We start from the raw sequence: 14,689 nt of genomic DNA, 5'->3' as shown, positions 1-14,689 counted from the left end.
TTGTCCCGGCCACCCACGTTCTTTCTGGTAGCAACGCTCGAGGTCGTGGATGCCCGGGACAAGCCCGGGCACGACGAACTCCACATTCAATGACGGTGCGCCGGGCATGGGTGTACGGCCCATAGATAGGGCAGAGCTTGCTCAACTTGTATCCAGAGGTTGTGACGTCGCAGCCGCGAATTGGCGCGCCAGTCCGCGAAATCCGTCGCTTTCGCGCTGTCTGGTACCAAAACTCCACTTCAGCCGGCTGGCGTGAAATTCGCATGGTGCATTGCAGAAGCAATTGGGCCGAGCGCCCCGCCTGATTGGAGGATGCCATGAATGTGCATGCTACCGTCGATCTCAAATCGCCTGGCCTGACCCGCCCGAACGGCGATCCTCTCCGCCTCAACCATCAGGATTTCGTCGCCATCGATCGCCACAAGGATACGACATACGAAGCGACGTATCGCCCGCAGGCTCTCTACAGCCGCGCCAACGAAGGGTTTCACGCCAACAACGAAACCTTCCTGCTCCACGAGGTCGCGACCAATCTGCCGATCTACCGCGAAGATACCGGCCCCACCGATTTCCATCTTCATCTTCCACCGGGCGGCTTCCAGCTTGTGCTGGTCACATCGGGCATGTTCACTTTCGATTACGATGGGCGCTTCTACAATGTCGGCCCCGGCGCGGTGATGCTGCAAAGTGCGATCGTGCATCGTCAGCTATTTTACACCTGGTCTGGCCTGTCCACGGAAGAGAACCTGAAGACGCCGCAGACGGTGGTACCGGACGCGATGTCCATGGGCTACTCCGGCAAGTTTCTCGAAGCGTTCGTGACCGACCCGACGACTTTCCCGAACCCGACCATCGTCGGCCCGGATCAGATCGACGAGGCCGAAACGCCGCGGGTGGCCTGGACCCATGCGATGCACGATCGTCCGGCCGATGCCGGCTTCTGGCTGCAGGACCCGCTGGCGCTGGATGCGCTATTCAAGCCGCTGGCCGACAGTGCCATTAAGTCCGCCACACCGGTTTACGTGCGGGATATCGGAATCGAGGTGCCGAGCGGTCATCTGGTGACAGGACACATCATTGCCACCGATCCGCGCGGCCAGTCCCTGTTGCCAAAGAGCTCTTCGGCGGCGGTAGACGTCGCTTCGTTCGCGAAAGGCGAGGTGGTTATCTATCGCGTCATTCGCGGCACCGCCGAATTCACGGACAGTGCGGGGAAGACGTTTGAGCTGGCGGCTGGCGATGTGGTGACGGCGGGCAAGAACGCGACCAGTCTGGTCGGGCTAGGCGAAAATACCCAGGTTCTACGGCTCGGCCTTCTGAAAGGCATGGAGCAGCTTCGTAGCTGGACGCCGACGCAGCGCGACGAGATCGATGGTCTGGCGGCCAAGATCATCACGCAAAAGGACATTCGTCCGCTGCGTACCGAAGGCAGACCGGTCGGGTATTTATACGCGTAAGGGCCGGCCGGACCGGCGCCCGTTACTGCTCAAAGCTGGCTGATCGTCGCAAGGCGGCGAAAAGTTAATATTGGGCGGGAATCGGCGGGCACCAGGCTTGCGGTCTCTCTGCATGTGGTGCTGTCCGGCAGGCGCGGCACCAGATGCGTGTGCATACCCACCGCGCGAATCAGAACCGTCGATTCGGGCGCGGTTCGTTCCGCCCGCGTTCCAATCATTAACCCGGCGGTATTCTGCGTCGCAGAATGAGACACCTGGTCGCTGCATCGACGCCGGCGCGGACGTTCAACCGAACCGCGGCAGCCGCCAGCCGATCACCTTGGCCTCGACTACGCTGCCGGATTCCGCGTTCTTCCATTCGCCATCGACGAATTTGCATGGAAACGGCAACTGATAGGTGCCGCTGTGGTCTTCGCACAGCACCTCCACCCTCTGATCGGGCATCGGGTCGCCCTGGCCATTGAACTCGGCCAGTCGTCGTTCGCGTGTTGCCATGTCGGGGTACTCCGGGAACATAACGGCGGCCGGGCATCGTGGTTCCGTCCGGACGGTTGACAGCCGCGCGTCTGCGCCGCTTGGCTGTGCCAACTTCATGGAAACGACGAGGTCCCGATGCGCCAGACCCGATTTGCGATGATGCTGCTGATGTTCGTTGTCGGCGCCGGCCACGCGCAGGCGCAGGACGTGCCGGGCATCGAGATCTGCACCGTGGAAAAAACCATGGAGCGTCGCACCAGTTGCCTGCAGAGCAACGTCAACTTCCTGCAGAAAACGATCGGCAAGCTCGGCATCGACAACCAGCAGAAGCTCGACGCTGCCAACCGGCAGATCGAGGCGCTGAAGGGGGTGATGGCGACGCTGCAGAAGTCGGTTGAGGAGTTGCAGGCGGCGCAGAAGAAGCCGGCGCCGGCCGCCACCGCCGCGCCGGCGAAGGACGGCGCGGCGAAGTAGGGGGCTTCCTTCCCGCTCCCCCGAGCGAAGTTTCGCGCTGGGAGAAGGGAAGAAGCTGCGATTGCCTACGACTCCTTCCCTCCAGACATCAATGGCCCGAACAACTCCCAGCTCTCGCCCTTGAAGCGCATCATCTGCAACTGGTCGAGCGGGCTGAAGTCGGTCGGGCTGGTCTTGATCTTGGTACCCGGCAGGTAGATGCCGATCTCCATATCGAGATTGGCGGCCTGTTTCATGATGTTCTCGCGGGTGAGGTCATCGCCGCATTGCGTCAGGACCTGCACGATGCCTTGCGAAACGCCGTAGCCGAACACGGTAGCGCTGTCCTCCTTGTCGCCTTCGGGATAGTATTTGTCCATGAAGGCGCTCCACTCCAACATGCCAGGATCGTTCTTCCAGGTCGGATCTTTGGGATCCTTCAAGTAGGCTGCGCTGAGCACGTCCTGCGAATTGGCGTAGCCGGCGGGTTTCATGACGCCTCCGACCGAGGCCGAAACGTTGCTGACGATGTGGATCGGCTTCCAGCCCATCTCACCGACCTTCTTGATGGCCTGCGCGGCGAATTTCGGCGTCGCTATGTTGATGAAGATGTCGGGATTGGCCGCCTTGATCTGCACGATCTGCGAATCCACCGTCGGTGAACTGGTCTCATAGGGCACTTCGCTGACGATATAGTCCTTGTCCTTGCTGCCGAAGCCCTCATGCAGGCCGACCAGGTAATCCTTGCCGAAATCGTCATTGGCGAACAGCACGCCGACCTTCTTGTCCGGGTGATTCTTCATGATGTATTGCGCGTAGATCCGCGCTTCGGCCTGGTAGCTCGGCTGCCAGCCCATGGTCCACGGATAGTTCTTCGGGTCGGCCCATTTCGCGGCGCCGGTCGAGACGAACAGTTGCGGCACCTTCTTGGTGTTCATGTATTTTTGAATCGCAGTGTTGCCGGGCGTGCCGAGCGGATTCAGGATGAACAGCACCTCGTCGCTCTCAACCAGTTTGCGAGCCTGCTCCACCGTCTTCGGCGGGCTGTAGCCGTCGTCATAGCTGATGTAGTTGATCTTGCGGCCGTTGATGCCGCCCTTCTCGTTGATCATCTTGAAGTACGCCGCCTCGGTCTTGCCGATGGTGGCGTAGGAAGAGGCCGGGCCGCTATACGGCATGATGTTGCCGATCTTGATCTCGGTATCGGTGGCGCCGGTGTCGTATTTCTTCTGCGCATGGGCGGATACGGCCATGGCGCCGAGCAGCAGCGCGGCAAGCGTCGCAGTCATTCCAGTTCTGGCGTGGGGTCGCATCGTCGTCCTCCCTGAGGTTTAACCGCGGCTCCCTCCGTCTTCGCGGATGGTGAGCCGTCGGCGCAAATGCAGGGCGAGTATGCACGAATGCATGGGCGTTGCCAGCAAGGTGTGCGGCGCTGCGCATCGCAGTGCGGAATTGCCATCGCGCGAAATTTTCGCTCGCTTGGCAATGGAGGGCGAGTTGCCTACCATCGCCGGCAAGCAACATGCCGCACGCGCGGGATCGCCCTGGTATCCGCCTGCAAGCAACAAGAACAAGGAGGATGCCCATGTCCACGCCCAACATCCGCGTGCTTGCCACCGATCTCGCTTTTCCCGAAGGCCCGGTGGCGATGCCGGACGGCTCGGTGATCCTGGTGGAAATCCGGGCGCAGCAACTGACCCGGGTGTGGCCCGATGGCCGCAAGGAAATCGTCGCGAAGATTCCCGGGGGACCGAATGGCGCGGCGCTCGGCCCGGACGGCAAGATGTACATCTGCAACAATGGCGGCTTCGGCTGGGTGCCTTCGCGTGGCACCATCATGCCCGGCGCGCCGGAGCCGCACGAATATATCGGCGGCTCGATCCAGCGCGTCGATCTGCAATCCGGCAAGGTCGAGACGCTGTTCGACAAATGCGGCGAGCATCCCCTGAAGGGACCGAACGACCTGGTATTCGACCGGCAGGGCGGACTGTGGTTTAGCGATCTCGGCAAGCGTCGCGCCCGCGATATGGATGTCGGCGCCGCCTATTACATGAAGCCCGGTGCGACCGGGCTGACCGAGCAGGTGTTCGGCGTGCTGCCGGCCAACGGCATCGGGCTCTCACCCGACGAGAAAACCATGTACATCGCGGAAACTCCGACCGCGCGGCTGTGGGCCTATGACCTCTCGGCGCCCGGTGAAGTGAAGCCTGGCGATGTGATCTATCGTGGCGAGCGCGGACGTCCGATCGCCGGCCTCGGCGGCTACCAGATGTTCGATTCCATGGGCGTCGAAGCCTCCGGCAATGTCTGCGTCGCAACCCTGGTGAGCGGCTGCATTTCGGTGATTGCGCCGGACGGAAAATTGGTGGAACAGGTGCCTACCGGTGACCGCGTCACCACCAACATCGCGTTCGGCGGCCCCGAACTGAAGACCGCCTACATCACGCTGTCGGGCAAGGGCGAACTGATTGCGATGGACTGGCCGCGCGGCGGCCTGCCGCTGAATTTCTTGAATAGATGAAGGATGCTCGATGCCGTGGCTTGAACCTGTAACGCTCTCTGGCCCTCATGCCCGGCTCGTTCCTCTCTCAGCCGACCAGCGCGATGGCCTGATCGAGGCCATCGGCGACCTCTCGGCGATCTGGTACACCGCGATTCCCACGGCGGAGAAGATGCCAGCCGAGATCGAGCGCCGGCTGGCCCTGCAGGCTTCCGGCGCAATGCTGCCGTTCACCGTGCTGGATGTCGACGGCAAGGTCGCCGGCATGACCACCTACATGAATGTCGATGCCGCCAACCGCCGCGTCGAGATCGGCTCGACCTGGTATGCCAAGCGGGTGCAGCGCACCGCACTCAACACCCAGTGCAAGCTGCTGTTGTTGGGTCATGCTTTCGAGACGCTGGATTGTATCGCGGTGGAATTCCGCACGCACTTCTTCAACCAGCAGTCGCGCCGCGCCATCGAGCGGCTCGGCGCCAAATACGATGGCATCTTGCGCAACCACCAGATCGCGCCGAACGGCACGCTGCGCGACACCGTGGTGTACAGCATTATCGCCAGCGAATGGCCGACAGTGAAAGCGCACCTGACCTACCAACTGAACGAGAAGGCGCGGTGATAGCTGCGTCGCGCAGGCTGTCTCACGGTGCCATGACGATCTACAGCTTTCTGGGCGCGCTTCTGATCGGGGCCAGCAGCAGCGCACCGACGCCGCTGTACCGGCTGTATCAGGAAACGATGCATCTGACGCCGTTCTGGATCACGGTGGTGTTCGCGGTCTACGTCGTCAGCCTGCTCGCGGCGCTGCTGACGGTGGGCGGGCTGTCCGATTATGTCGGACGCAAGCCGGTGATCCTGGCAGCGCTGCTCATTAACGCCGTGGCGATGGTGCTGTTCGCCGAAGCTGCCGGACTCGGCCAGTTGATACTGGCCCGCGCCGTCCAGGGGGTCTGCGTCGGCATCGGGACGACGGCGCTGGGCGCCGCGATCCTCGATACCAACAGGGAACGCGGACCCTTGCTCAACAGCATCACCGCTTTTCTGGGACTGTCGGCAGGATCGCTCGGTGCCGTGGTGCTGCTGACGTTCGCGCCCGACCCGTTGCATGCGGTCTATGAAGTATTATTCGGGCTCACCGTGGTGATGATCGTGCTGCTGTGGTTCATGGCGGAGAGCGGTTCGCGAAAGGCCGGTGCGCTGGCGTCGCTATGGCCGCAATTCAGCGTGCCCGCGCAATCGCGGCCGGTCCTGCTGCGGCTGACGCCCGCCAACGTGGCGGGCTGGGCGCTGGGCAGCTTCTACCTGTCGCTGATGCCGACGGTGGTCGCGACGACCATGCATGTGGTGTCGCCATGGACCGGCGGCGTGGTGGTGTCGGCGCTGATGCTGACCGCGGCGGTCGCGGTGGCGACGCTGAGAAACTGGCCGGCGCGGCGCCTGCTGATGTTCGGCACCGGCGCGTTGGCGCTCGGCGTCGCCGTTTCCCTGCTCGGAATCCAGCAGCAGCAGGTGGCCGCGCTGCTCGGCGGCACCATGATTGCCGGCGTCGGATTTGGCGCCACCTTCTCCGGCACGCTGCGCACCCTGCTGCCCACGGCGCATCCCGACCAGCGCGCCGGGCTGCTGTCGACGTTCTACGTGCAATCCTACTTGGCTTTCAGTCTGCCAGCCGTAATCGCCGGCTTGTCGGTCCCGCTGATCGGGCTGGACAACGTGGCCTTTAGCTACGGCGCTGCGGTGCTGCTGCTGTCGCTCGTTTCGTTGCTGGCCCTGTCTCGGACAACTCCCTAAACGGGATCATCGGGCGTAGGATGGGTTGAGCTCTTTGCGAACCCATCACCCTCTGCCGATGGGTTTCGCAAAGAGCTCAACCCATCCTACGATATCTTGAAAGGGATCAGATCGCGTCAGGCCGATACAGCGTATCCACCGTCACAGTGCCGATGGCGCGCGAGACGCACGGGCAGATTTTCGCGTTCTCTTGTTTCTGGTGGTCGCTGAAGAACACATCGCGGTGGTCGATCTCACCGTCGATCGCGATCACGTCGATGGCGCAGACGCCGCATTCGCCGCGTTCGCAGTCCGACATCACCTCATAGCCGGCGTCGTTCAAGGCAGCGAGCATCGAGCGGTTCTGCGGTACGACGATCTCGGCGCCGGAGTCTTTCAGGCGGACGCGAAACTCTGCGGTCGGCAGCAGTCCGCTGGAGCCGAACGTCTCGTAGCGCAGGTCGGTCGGTGCGCGGCCGGCGTCGTTCCAGGCGCGCCGCGCCGCTTCCAGCATCCGCATCGGTCCGCACAGGATGGCGATGGCGTCGGCGGGCAGGGCCGCAAAGGTGGCCGCAAAGTCCAGTCGCGCGGTCTCGTCGCTGGCATGAACGATCAGGCGGTCGTCGAGCAGTTCGGATAATTCCTCGAGATAGGCCGCCTCGGCCCGCGACTTCACCGCATAGTGCAGCCGGACATCGATGCCTTCCCTCTGCTTGAGAGCTCCGGCGATTCCAGTAATGGGTGTGATGCCGATGCCGCCGGCGATCAGGCAGTAGGTGTTGCGGGTCCAGTCGATTTCGAACAGCGACGACGGGCTGGAGACTTCTAGCCGCGCGCCCGGCTGCAAATTCCACATCGCCCGCGAGCCGCCGCGGCTGTCCGGCGCCAGCCGCACGGCGATGCGCAGGCGATCGGGTTGGCGTTCGCCGACCAGCGAATAGGACCGCGTCTGTGGCTGGCCGTCGATCAGCAGGCCGACATTGACGTGGCTGCCGAGCGGGTAGGGCGCCACTGGCGCATCTGGGCTCAGCGTGATCTCGCGAATGCTGGGTGCGACGTCGCGCAAGGCGGCGACCGTGCATCCCATCCAGTGTTCGGCAAAGCGCATGGCGTTCTCCGATCAGTCCGATGTTGCCGATGTCAGCAGCGCCAGCGCCGGCAGCAAATCGAGATGGTTGCGGTTGCGCAGCGCCAGCCGCAGATTGCGCACCGCGAGCCGGGCGTGCTCGCGCATGATCGCCTCGGCGCGCGCGCCCTCGCGGTTCTCGATGGCATCGACGACGATGCGATGGTGTTCCTGCCCGATCAGCAGGATGTTGTGCGCCTCGGGCAGCGCCGACTGCGCCATCACGAAGGCGCTTGGCGAGGCGAATGGCATCGCCGAGGCGCGGTCGATCTGCCGGATCACCGGCGCGCTGCCGGAGAGTTCGGTGAGCAGCGCGTGAAATCGCGCGTTCAAAGTGACGTAGGCCGAAAACGCTTCCACCGAGATCGGGTCCTGCCGCACCAGCTGGTCGAGGTCGGCGAGGCATTCCTTGAGCGGCTCGAGGCTGCGGGCGCTGGCGCCACGCTCGGCGGCGAAGCGCGCGGCAAGGCCTTCCAGCGTGCCGCGCAGCTCGATGGAATCGAGGATGTCGCGTTCGGAGAACGCCTTCACCATGAAGCCGCCAGACGGGATCGCCTGCAGCAGGCCTTCATCCTCCAGCCGCACCAGAGCGAGCCGCACCGGGGTGCGCGACACGCTGGTGATCTCTACCGCCTGCAATTCGCTGATGCGTTCGCCGGGCCGCAGGCTGCCGGACAGGATCAGGTCGCGCAGCGCCATCTGGGCGCGCACGGTCTGGGACACCGAACGCTCGGATTCGCGCTCGCTCATGATGCTACTCCGCCGCCTGCAGCGCTTTGGGCGTGGCTTCTTTCGCGACCATGCGGTCGATGACTTTTCGCGTCCACATCGCGCCGGCATCGATGTTGAGATTATAGAACACGCGGTCCGGATTCTCGCTCATGGCGCGCTGCTGCGCTTCCAGGATGATCTCGTCCTCGCGGAAGATGGCGGAGACGCCTTCGCGGATTTCCGTGGTGAGCTTCTGCTCGGTGATGCGGTGGTTGCGCACGAAAGCCCAGAAGTAGTGGCAGGTGGTCTCGGTCTCCGGCGTCATGGTGTTGAGCACGAAACCGTTGACGCCCTGCGAACGGTCGCCCTCCGGCGCGCCGGTGCCGGCGGGCGCCACGCCGACGTCGATGTTGACCGTGGCCGGGGCCTCGAAGCGGATGATCTGCCAGCGGTCCACCAGGCCGGTCTTGCCAAGCTGCGCGGCCCAGAACGGCGGCGGCTCGATGTTTTTCATCCAGCGCGTCACGGTGACCGTCTTGTCGCCATGGCTGACGTCGAACGGCGCTTCGGCGACGTCTTCCTGGCCGATGCTGGAGCCGTGCACGAAGGTCTCGTGGGTCAGGTCCATCAGATTGTCGACCACCAGGCGCCAGTCACACTTGGCGTGGATGGTCTTGCCGTCGCCGGCCCACAGCGGATCGTCGTTCCAGTGCATGTCCGGCACCAGAGCCGGATCGGCCAGCGCCGGATCGCCCATCCACAGCCAGACGAAACGATGCCGCTCCACGACAGGATAAGAACGCACGCAGGCGGACGGATTGATGGTCTCCTGCGAGGGCATGTAGGTGCAGCGGCCCTGCGCGTTGTATTTCAGCCCGTGATAGCCGCAGACCACGGTGTCGCCGTCGAGCCGGCCCTTGGACAGCGGCACCAGGCGATGCCAGCAGGCATCCTCCAGCGCGGCGATGTTGCCGTCGGCCTTGCGGTACATCACCACATGCTTGTTGCAGATCGTGCGCGGAAAAAGCGCGTGCTTGATGTCGATATCCCAGGCGGCGGCGTACCAGGCATTCATGGGGAAGGGAGCGGTCATCGCGGCGTCCTCCGAATATGTAGAATTCAAGATGTATACAGGAAATCGATTAGAGGCAGGATATCTCGGTCTTTTCGGTTTGGAAAGCCAGTTTATGTATACTGGAATGGCGTGTTTATGGCCTCAGGCACGAAAAAGCCGCCTCCGGATACCGGAAGCGGCTATTTGCGTCGTCCTCTCCGCGTCATGGCCGGGTCTGTCCCGGCCATCCACGATGTTCCGCGCCGTGGTGGATGCCCGGCACGAGGCCGGGCATGGCGCGCTTCGGCACCGCGCTGGAGCGCGTTGCGCGTAGGATGGGTTGAGCCCTTGCGAAACCCATCAACGGTGCCGGGTGGGATAGATGGGTTTCGCGAAGACGCTCAACCCATCCTACGGCCGCGCCGACATTAGGCTCAAACTTCTCTTCGGTTCAGAAACGCCAGCCGTTCGAACAGGTGCACGTCCTGCTCGTTCTTCAGCAGCGCGCCGTGCAGCGGCGGGATCAGTTTTCGCGGGTCGCGCTCCCGAAGCGTTTCCGGCGTCATGTCCTCGTTGAGCAGCAGCTTCAGCCAGTCCAGCAGTTCGGACGTGGATGGCTTCTTTTTCAGGCCGGGCACGTCGCGGACTTCGAAGAAGATCCGCATCGCTTCCGCTACCAGCCGCTGCTTGATGCCCGGGAAATGCACCTCGACGATCTGGTTCATGGTCTCGATGTCAGGGAACTTGATGTAGTGGAAGAAGCAGCGACGCAGGAACGCGTCGGGCAGTTCCTTCTCGTTGTTCGAGGTGATCATCACGATCGGGCGCTTGACGGCCTTGATGGTCTCGCCGGTCTCGTAGACGTGGAATTCCATGCGGTCGAGTTCGAGCAAGAGATCGTTGGGGAATTCGATGTCGGCCTTGTCGATCTCGTCGATCAGCAGCACGGGGCGCTCGGGATGCGTGAACGCCTCCCACAATTTGCCGCGCTTGATGTAGTTGCCGATGTCCGAGACGCGGGCATCGCCGAGCTGGCTGTCGCGCAGCCGCGACACCGCGTCGTATTCGTACAGGCCCTGCTGCGCCTTGGTGGTGGACTTGATGTGCCAGGTCAGCAGCGGCGCGCCGAGAGCCTTCGCTACTTCCTCGGCCAGCACGGTCTTGCCGGTGCCGGGCTCGCCCTTCACCAGCAGCGGCCGCTCCAGCACGATGGCGGCATTGACCGCGACCTTGAGGTCGTCGGTGGCGACATAGTTCTTGGTGCCGGTGAATTTCATCGAGAGTTGCCTTGTTGTACTTGTCGCGCGGGGTGGCGGCGTCTGGACATGAAACGACCGCCGGGACGGCGGTCGCAGTGACTTGGCGAGTGGGCGTCAGCGCCTGATGAGGGCGAGCACGACGAGCACGATCACGCCGCCGATCGCGGCATTGATGATGGCGCGAACGATGCCGCTTCCGAGATTAACGCCGAGCTGCGGCAGCAACCAGCCGGCTACGACCGCGCCGATGATGCCAATGACCATGTTTCCGATCAGGCCGAAGCCGCCCCCGGTGACGATCAGCCCGGCCAGCCAGCCGGCAACCGCGCCGACGATCAGCCATACGACGATTGATTCAATTCCCATGTCTTCCCCCTGAAATGACGCGCCGGCGCGCGCTGCAATGCCGCCAGGAGTGGCATGACGATGCCCGCCGCGCGGTCTCAACACTAGATGAAAAACCACGCAGGTCCAGACCGCCGGTCCGGCCATTTCCCGCCCCGCGGCATCAGCGGTGAGGTTCTGGCAGGAATTCCGCCGCTGCCCTTGACGGGCAGGCGCGCGCGGGCAAACTGCGCGACATGTTCCTACAATTTTTCACATCGCTGCGCGATGCGCAGGTCCCCGTGACGCTGCGCGAATACCTCACGCTGATGGAGGCGCTGAACGCCGACCTGGCGGAGCAGTCGATCGAGAATTTTTATTATCTGTCCCGGACCGCATTGGTGAAGGACGAGCGCAACCTCGACAAGTTCGACCGGGTGTTCGGCACGGTATTCAAGGGGCTGGAAAGCCTGCTCGATGGTATCGACAAGGCCGAAATCCCCGCCGAATGGCTGAAGAAACTCGCGGAAAAATACCTGACCGAGGAAGAGAAGAAGCAGATCGAGGCGATGGGCTGGGACAAGCTCATGGAAACCCTGCGCGAGCGGCTGAAGGAACAGAAGGGCCGCCACCAGGGCGGCAGCAAGTGGATCGGCACCGCTGGCACCTCGCCGTTCGGCGCCGAAGGCTACAATCCCGAGGGCGTGCGGATCGGCCAGGACAGAAGCCGGCATCGCCGCGCCGTAAAAGTCTGGGACCGCCGTGAGTTCAAGGATCTCGACGGCAATGTCGAGCTCGGCATCCGCAACATCAAGGTGGCGCTGCGGCGCTTGCGAAAATTCGCCCGCACCGGGGCGCCGGACGAACTCGATCTCGACACCACCATCAAGGAAACCGCCAACCACGGTTATCTCGACGTCCACATGCGGCCGGAGCGGCGCAACGCGGTCAAGGTACTTGTGTTCTTCGACATCGGCGGGTCCATGGATTCCCATGTCGAGCAAGTCGAGGAATTGTTCTCGGCGGCGAAGAGCGAATTCAAGCACATGGAATATTTCTATTTCCACAACTGCCTCTATGAGGGCGTGTGGAAGCAGAACCGCCGCCGCTTCACCGACCGCACGCCGACCTGGGATGTGCTGCACAAATATCCGCATGACTATAAAGTCGTGTTCGTCGGCGACGCCTCGATGTCGCCTTACGAGGTGATGGTGCCGGGTGGCTCGGTCGAGCACGTCAACGAGGAGGCCGGTGCGGTCTGGCTCGAACGTGTTACGCAAACCTATCCCAACGCGATCTGGCTCAATCCGGTGGCCAAGCGGCACTGGGACTATTCGGAATCCACCACCCTCATTCGGCGGCTGTTTTCCGAGCGGATGTATCCGCTGACCATCGAGGGCCTGGAAGCCGCGATGAAAGAACTGGTGCGAAAATCATGACGCAGACCATCATTCGCGGCATCAAGGCGATGATCGACGAGGCCAACGCGCTGGTCGAGGTGATGAGCGCGGCGGAGGCGATCGAGGCTGCAAAAAAGTCCGACGTGATCCTGATCGACATCCGCGACCCCCGGGAGATCGAGCGCGACGGCCGGATACCCGGTGCGTTCTCCTGCACCCGTGGCATGCTGGAATTCTGGATCGATCCGGAAAGCCCCTATGCCAAGCCGGTGTTTCAGGAGAACAAGAAGTTCATTTTTCACTGCGCCGGCGGGATGCGTTCCGCGCTGGCCGCCAAGACCGCGCACGACATGGGCCTCTCTCCGGTGGCCCACATGGCCGGCGGCTTCGCCGCCTGGCTCGACGCCGGCGGCGCCGTCGAGAAGGTCGAGCCGCGCAAGGCGAAGGATTGAGTTCACCGCCGCCGTCCTTCGAGGCTCGCCGAAGCCGGCGAGCACCTCAGGATGACGGCTCCGACAGGTCCTGATAGTCGTCATCCTGAGGTGCCGAGCGCAGCGAAGGCCTCGAAGGACGACGGCGGGCTCAGTGACAACTCTCCATCGAAGCAAATGATTAAGGGACGCCATGACCACCATCACCGATCCGCTCGTCTCCACCGAATGGCTTGCCGACCACCTCAATGACCCCTCCGTCAAGGTGCTCGACGCATCATTCAAGCTGCCGGGCGTCACTCCGTTGCCGAAGGAAGACTTTCTCGGAGCACACATCCCCGGCGCGGCGTTCTTCGATGTCGATGTCATCAGCGATCACGGCATCGCGCTGCCGCACATGTTTCCCAGCGAGGGCCACTTCGCCGATGGCGTCGGCGCGCTCGGCATCTCCAACGCGGACACGGTGGTGATCTACGATGCCGGCGGCTGGGTGGCTGCGCCGCGCGCGTGGTGGATGTTTCTCGCTTTCGGCCATGCCGACGTGCGCGTGCTCGACGGCGGCTTGCAGAAATGGCGCGCCGAAGGCCGCCCGGTCGAGAGCGGCGAAGCCGACCCGGAGCCGGCCAGCTATGACGCAAGCTTCGATGCGAACTTCGTGCGCAGCCGGCAGCAGGTGGTCGGCAATCTCGACAGCCGGGCAGAGCAACTGATCGATGCGCGGCCGCAACCGCGTTTCGAAGGCAGCGTACCGGAGCCCCGGCCGGGCCTTCGCGCCGGCCACATTCCCGGCAGCCGTAACGTGCCCTATGCGAGGCTGTTCGACGCCAGCACCGGCACGATGAAGTCGCTCGACGAGTTGCGCGCGGCGTTCACGGGAGCGGGGGTGGATCTCGGCAAGCCGATCGTCACCACCTGCGGTTCCGGCGTGTCGGCGCTGGTGCTGACGCTGGCGCTGTATCGGCTCGGCGTCCGTGGCTCGGCACTGTACGACGGCTCCTGGGCCGATTGGGGCCAGGCCGACGGCCCGCCGGTGGCCACCGGACCGGCGTGAACGCCTAGCGCGGGAACGGCTGCCCGAACGGATCGGTCTGCGCCGGTGCGGCGGCGGTGGATGTCGCCCGTGCTGCCACGCGGTGTTTTTTGGCGGGAGCCGGTTTGGCTTTTTTCTTCACCGGAGCGACCGCGCGCGCGACCACGGGCTTGGTGGCTACCGGCTGCTCGATGGTGACCGGCGGGCCGCCCAGCGTCGCGATCTTCGTCGAAGCCAGTTTGGTGTCGGCGTCGGTCAGCGTGGTCGCCGGCTGATCGACCGCGGGTGTTTCCACCGACAAGATGGCGGCCGGCGCTGACGCGGCGATCTCGGGAGCCGGTGCGGGCGGCGCGGCAGCCACCGGCGCCAAAGCGACGGTCGTCGGCGTCTCCAGCTTCGTCGGCTCCGGCTTCGCGACTTCGGCCGGCGTACCCTCCGGCGCCCCGGCCGCGCCAAGGGCCGCCTGCTTGTCGGGCTCGGCGGTGGCTTGCGCCTCCACCGGCGTAACGGAGGTCGGCAGTGACTCTTGCGGTGCCCCCCTGGTGGCTTCAGCCACGGGTGCGGACGGCGTTATCTCGGGGGGCTCGAATCGCAGCATCGCCAGCGTCGGCGGCGCCTCGGGCTGCTGCTTTGGGAACATCGACTGCGGTGCCGCGCGCCGCACCGGCAGGCTGGCGAACTCTTCATGGGCCGAGCG

The 14,689-nt window shown here is 63.8% G+C and carries 16 protein-coding genes; 8 read left to right on the top strand and 8 right to left on the bottom strand.

The window, feature by feature from the left end:
* Window positions 1–317: 317 nt before the first annotated feature.
* Window positions 318–1,457, top strand: a complete 1,140-nt coding sequence (locus tag JWR89_RS25365) for a hypothetical protein (protein WP_299720980.1) — start codon at window positions 318–320, stop codon at window positions 1,455–1,457.
* Window positions 1,458–1,742: 285 nt separating this feature from the next.
* On the opposite strand, the gene JWR89_RS25360 is transcribed toward JWR89_RS25365, so the two are convergent.
* Window positions 1,743–1,952, bottom strand: coding sequence for a hypothetical protein (locus JWR89_RS25360; RefSeq protein ID WP_299720957.1), 210 nt, complete (start codon window positions 1,950–1,952; stop codon window positions 1,743–1,745).
* 138 nt (window positions 1,953–2,090) lie between these two features.
* On the opposite strand from JWR89_RS25360, the gene JWR89_RS25355 reads away from it, so the two are divergent.
* Window positions 2,091–2,408: a hypothetical protein gene (locus JWR89_RS25355; RefSeq protein ID WP_299720979.1), complete on the top strand. Its 318-nt coding sequence runs from the start codon at window positions 2,091–2,093 to the stop codon at window positions 2,406–2,408.
* 65 nt (window positions 2,409–2,473) lie between these two features.
* On the opposite strand, the gene JWR89_RS25350 is transcribed toward JWR89_RS25355, so the two are convergent.
* Window positions 2,474–3,676: an ABC transporter substrate-binding protein gene (locus JWR89_RS25350; RefSeq protein ID WP_299720956.1), complete on the bottom strand. Its 1,203-nt coding sequence runs from the start codon at window positions 3,674–3,676 to the stop codon at window positions 2,474–2,476.
* Between the two features lie 290 nt (window positions 3,677–3,966).
* On the opposite strand from JWR89_RS25350, the gene JWR89_RS25345 reads away from it, so the two are divergent.
* The 3 genes from JWR89_RS25345 to JWR89_RS25335 are packed head-to-tail and all read left to right on the top strand — an operon-like array spanning window position 3,967 to window position 6,678.
* The gene (locus tag JWR89_RS25345) at window positions 3,967–4,908 is read left to right on the top strand and encodes an SMP-30/gluconolactonase/LRE family protein (RefSeq protein WP_299720955.1); all 942 of its coding nucleotides are present in this window, start codon (window positions 3,967–3,969) and stop codon (window positions 4,906–4,908) included.
* 10 nt (window positions 4,909–4,918) lie between these two features.
* Window positions 4,919–5,506: a GNAT family protein gene (locus tag JWR89_RS25340; RefSeq protein ID WP_299720954.1), complete on the top strand. Its 588-nt coding sequence runs from the start codon at window positions 4,919–4,921 to the stop codon at window positions 5,504–5,506.
* A gap of 32 nt (window positions 5,507–5,538) precedes the next feature.
* Window positions 5,539–6,678 (top strand): MFS transporter, encoded by a 1,140-nt coding sequence (locus JWR89_RS25335; protein WP_299720953.1) that lies wholly within the window; start codon window positions 5,539–5,541, stop codon window positions 6,676–6,678.
* A 106-nt stretch (window positions 6,679–6,784) separates the two neighbouring features.
* Here JWR89_RS25335 and JWR89_RS25330 read toward each other — a convergent pair whose 3' ends face one another.
* The 5 genes from JWR89_RS25330 to JWR89_RS25310 all read right to left on the bottom strand — a co-directional run bounded on the left by JWR89_RS25330 (window position 6,785) and on the right by JWR89_RS25310 (window position 11,173).
* Entirely contained in the window at window positions 6,785–7,765 is a 981-nt protein-coding gene (locus JWR89_RS25330) for a PDR/VanB family oxidoreductase (protein ID WP_299720952.1), read from the bottom strand.
* Window positions 7,766–7,777: 12 nt separating this feature from the next.
* Window positions 7,778–8,533, bottom strand: a complete 756-nt coding sequence (locus JWR89_RS25325; protein ID WP_299720951.1) for a GntR family transcriptional regulator — start codon at window positions 8,531–8,533, stop codon at window positions 7,778–7,780.
* Between the two features lie 4 nt (window positions 8,534–8,537).
* Window positions 8,538–9,587 carry an aromatic ring-hydroxylating dioxygenase subunit alpha gene (locus tag JWR89_RS25320; RefSeq protein ID WP_299720950.1) on the bottom strand — a complete coding sequence of 350 codons (1,050 nt, stop codon included), beginning with the start codon at window positions 9,585–9,587 and terminating at the stop codon, window positions 8,538–8,540.
* A 395-nt stretch (window positions 9,588–9,982) separates the two neighbouring features.
* The gene (locus JWR89_RS25315) at window positions 9,983–10,825 is read right to left on the bottom strand and encodes a MoxR family ATPase (RefSeq protein WP_299720949.1); all 843 of its coding nucleotides are present in this window, start codon (window positions 10,823–10,825) and stop codon (window positions 9,983–9,985) included.
* Between the two features lie 96 nt (window positions 10,826–10,921).
* Window positions 10,922–11,173: a GlsB/YeaQ/YmgE family stress response membrane protein gene (locus JWR89_RS25310; RefSeq protein WP_299720978.1), complete on the bottom strand. Its 252-nt coding sequence runs from the start codon at window positions 11,171–11,173 to the stop codon at window positions 10,922–10,924.
* Window positions 11,174–11,388: 215 nt separating this feature from the next.
* On the opposite strand from JWR89_RS25310, the gene JWR89_RS25305 reads away from it, so the two are divergent.
* The 3 genes from JWR89_RS25305 to sseA all read left to right on the top strand — a co-directional run bounded on the left by JWR89_RS25305 (window position 11,389) and on the right by sseA (window position 14,013).
* Window positions 11,389–12,570 carry a VWA domain-containing protein gene (locus JWR89_RS25305; protein ID WP_299720948.1) on the top strand — a complete coding sequence of 394 codons (1,182 nt, stop codon included), beginning with the start codon at window positions 11,389–11,391 and terminating at the stop codon, window positions 12,568–12,570.
* On the top strand, window positions 12,567–12,983 hold the full coding sequence (locus JWR89_RS25300; protein ID WP_299720947.1) for a rhodanese-like domain-containing protein: 417 nt from the start codon (window positions 12,567–12,569) through the stop codon (window positions 12,981–12,983). Before JWR89_RS25305 ends, JWR89_RS25300 begins: the two co-directional genes overlap by 4 nt.
* A gap of 172 nt (window positions 12,984–13,155) precedes the next feature.
* Window positions 13,156–14,013, top strand: coding sequence for a 3-mercaptopyruvate sulfurtransferase (gene sseA / locus JWR89_RS25295; RefSeq protein ID WP_299720946.1), 858 nt, complete (start codon window positions 13,156–13,158; stop codon window positions 14,011–14,013).
* 4 nt (window positions 14,014–14,017) lie between these two features.
* Here sseA and JWR89_RS25290 read toward each other — a convergent pair.
* Window positions 14,018–14,689: hypothetical protein (locus JWR89_RS25290; protein ID WP_299720945.1), on the bottom strand; the 672-nt coding region annotated here is incomplete at its 5' end.

Source organism: Tardiphaga sp. (assembly GCF_028290785.1).
Taxonomy (GTDB): domain Bacteria; phylum Pseudomonadota; class Alphaproteobacteria; order Rhizobiales; family Xanthobacteraceae; genus Tardiphaga.
This window is presented reverse-complemented; position numbering and strand designations above follow the sequence as displayed.

Bases quoted from the DNA above. Each gene is read 5' to 3' on its own strand.
- JWR89_RS25335 (WP_299720953.1), top strand. From the start codon at position 5,539: ATGACGATCTACAGCTTTCTGGGCGCGCTTCTGATCGGGGCCAGCAGC.
- JWR89_RS25310 (WP_299720978.1), bottom strand. From the start codon at position 11,173: ATGGGAATTGAATCAATCGTCGTATGGCTGATCGTCGGCGCGGTTGCC.
- JWR89_RS25325 (WP_299720951.1), bottom strand. From the start codon at position 8,533: ATGAGCGAGCGCGAATCCGAGCGTTCGGTGTCCCAGACCGTGCGCGCC.
- JWR89_RS25320 (WP_299720950.1), bottom strand. From the start codon at position 9,587: ATGACCGCTCCCTTCCCCATGAATGCCTGGTACGCCGCCGCCTGGGAT.
- JWR89_RS25315 (WP_299720949.1), bottom strand. From the start codon at position 10,825: ATGAAATTCACCGGCACCAAGAACTATGTCGCCACCGACGACCTCAAG.
- sseA (WP_299720946.1), top strand. From the start codon at position 13,156: ATGACCACCATCACCGATCCGCTCGTCTCCACCGAATGGCTTGCCGAC.
- JWR89_RS25350 (WP_299720956.1), bottom strand. From the start codon at position 3,676: ATGACTGCGACGCTTGCCGCGCTGCTGCTCGGCGCCATGGCCGTATCC.
- JWR89_RS25355 (WP_299720979.1), top strand. From the start codon at position 2,091: ATGATGCTGCTGATGTTCGTTGTCGGCGCCGGCCACGCGCAGGCGCAG.
- JWR89_RS25330 (WP_299720952.1), bottom strand. From the start codon at position 7,765: ATGCGCTTTGCCGAACACTGGATGGGATGCACGGTCGCCGCCTTGCGC.
- JWR89_RS25345 (WP_299720955.1), top strand. From the start codon at position 3,967: ATGCCCATGTCCACGCCCAACATCCGCGTGCTTGCCACCGATCTCGCT.
- JWR89_RS25340 (WP_299720954.1), top strand. From the start codon at position 4,919: ATGCCGTGGCTTGAACCTGTAACGCTCTCTGGCCCTCATGCCCGGCTC.
- JWR89_RS25360 (WP_299720957.1), bottom strand. From the start codon at position 1,952: ATGGCAACACGCGAACGACGACTGGCCGAGTTCAATGGCCAGGGCGAC.
- JWR89_RS25300 (WP_299720947.1), top strand. From the start codon at position 12,567: ATGACGCAGACCATCATTCGCGGCATCAAGGCGATGATCGACGAGGCC.
- JWR89_RS25305 (WP_299720948.1), top strand. From the start codon at position 11,389: ATGTTCCTACAATTTTTCACATCGCTGCGCGATGCGCAGGTCCCCGTG.
- JWR89_RS25365 (WP_299720980.1), top strand. From the start codon at position 318: ATGAATGTGCATGCTACCGTCGATCTCAAATCGCCTGGCCTGACCCGC.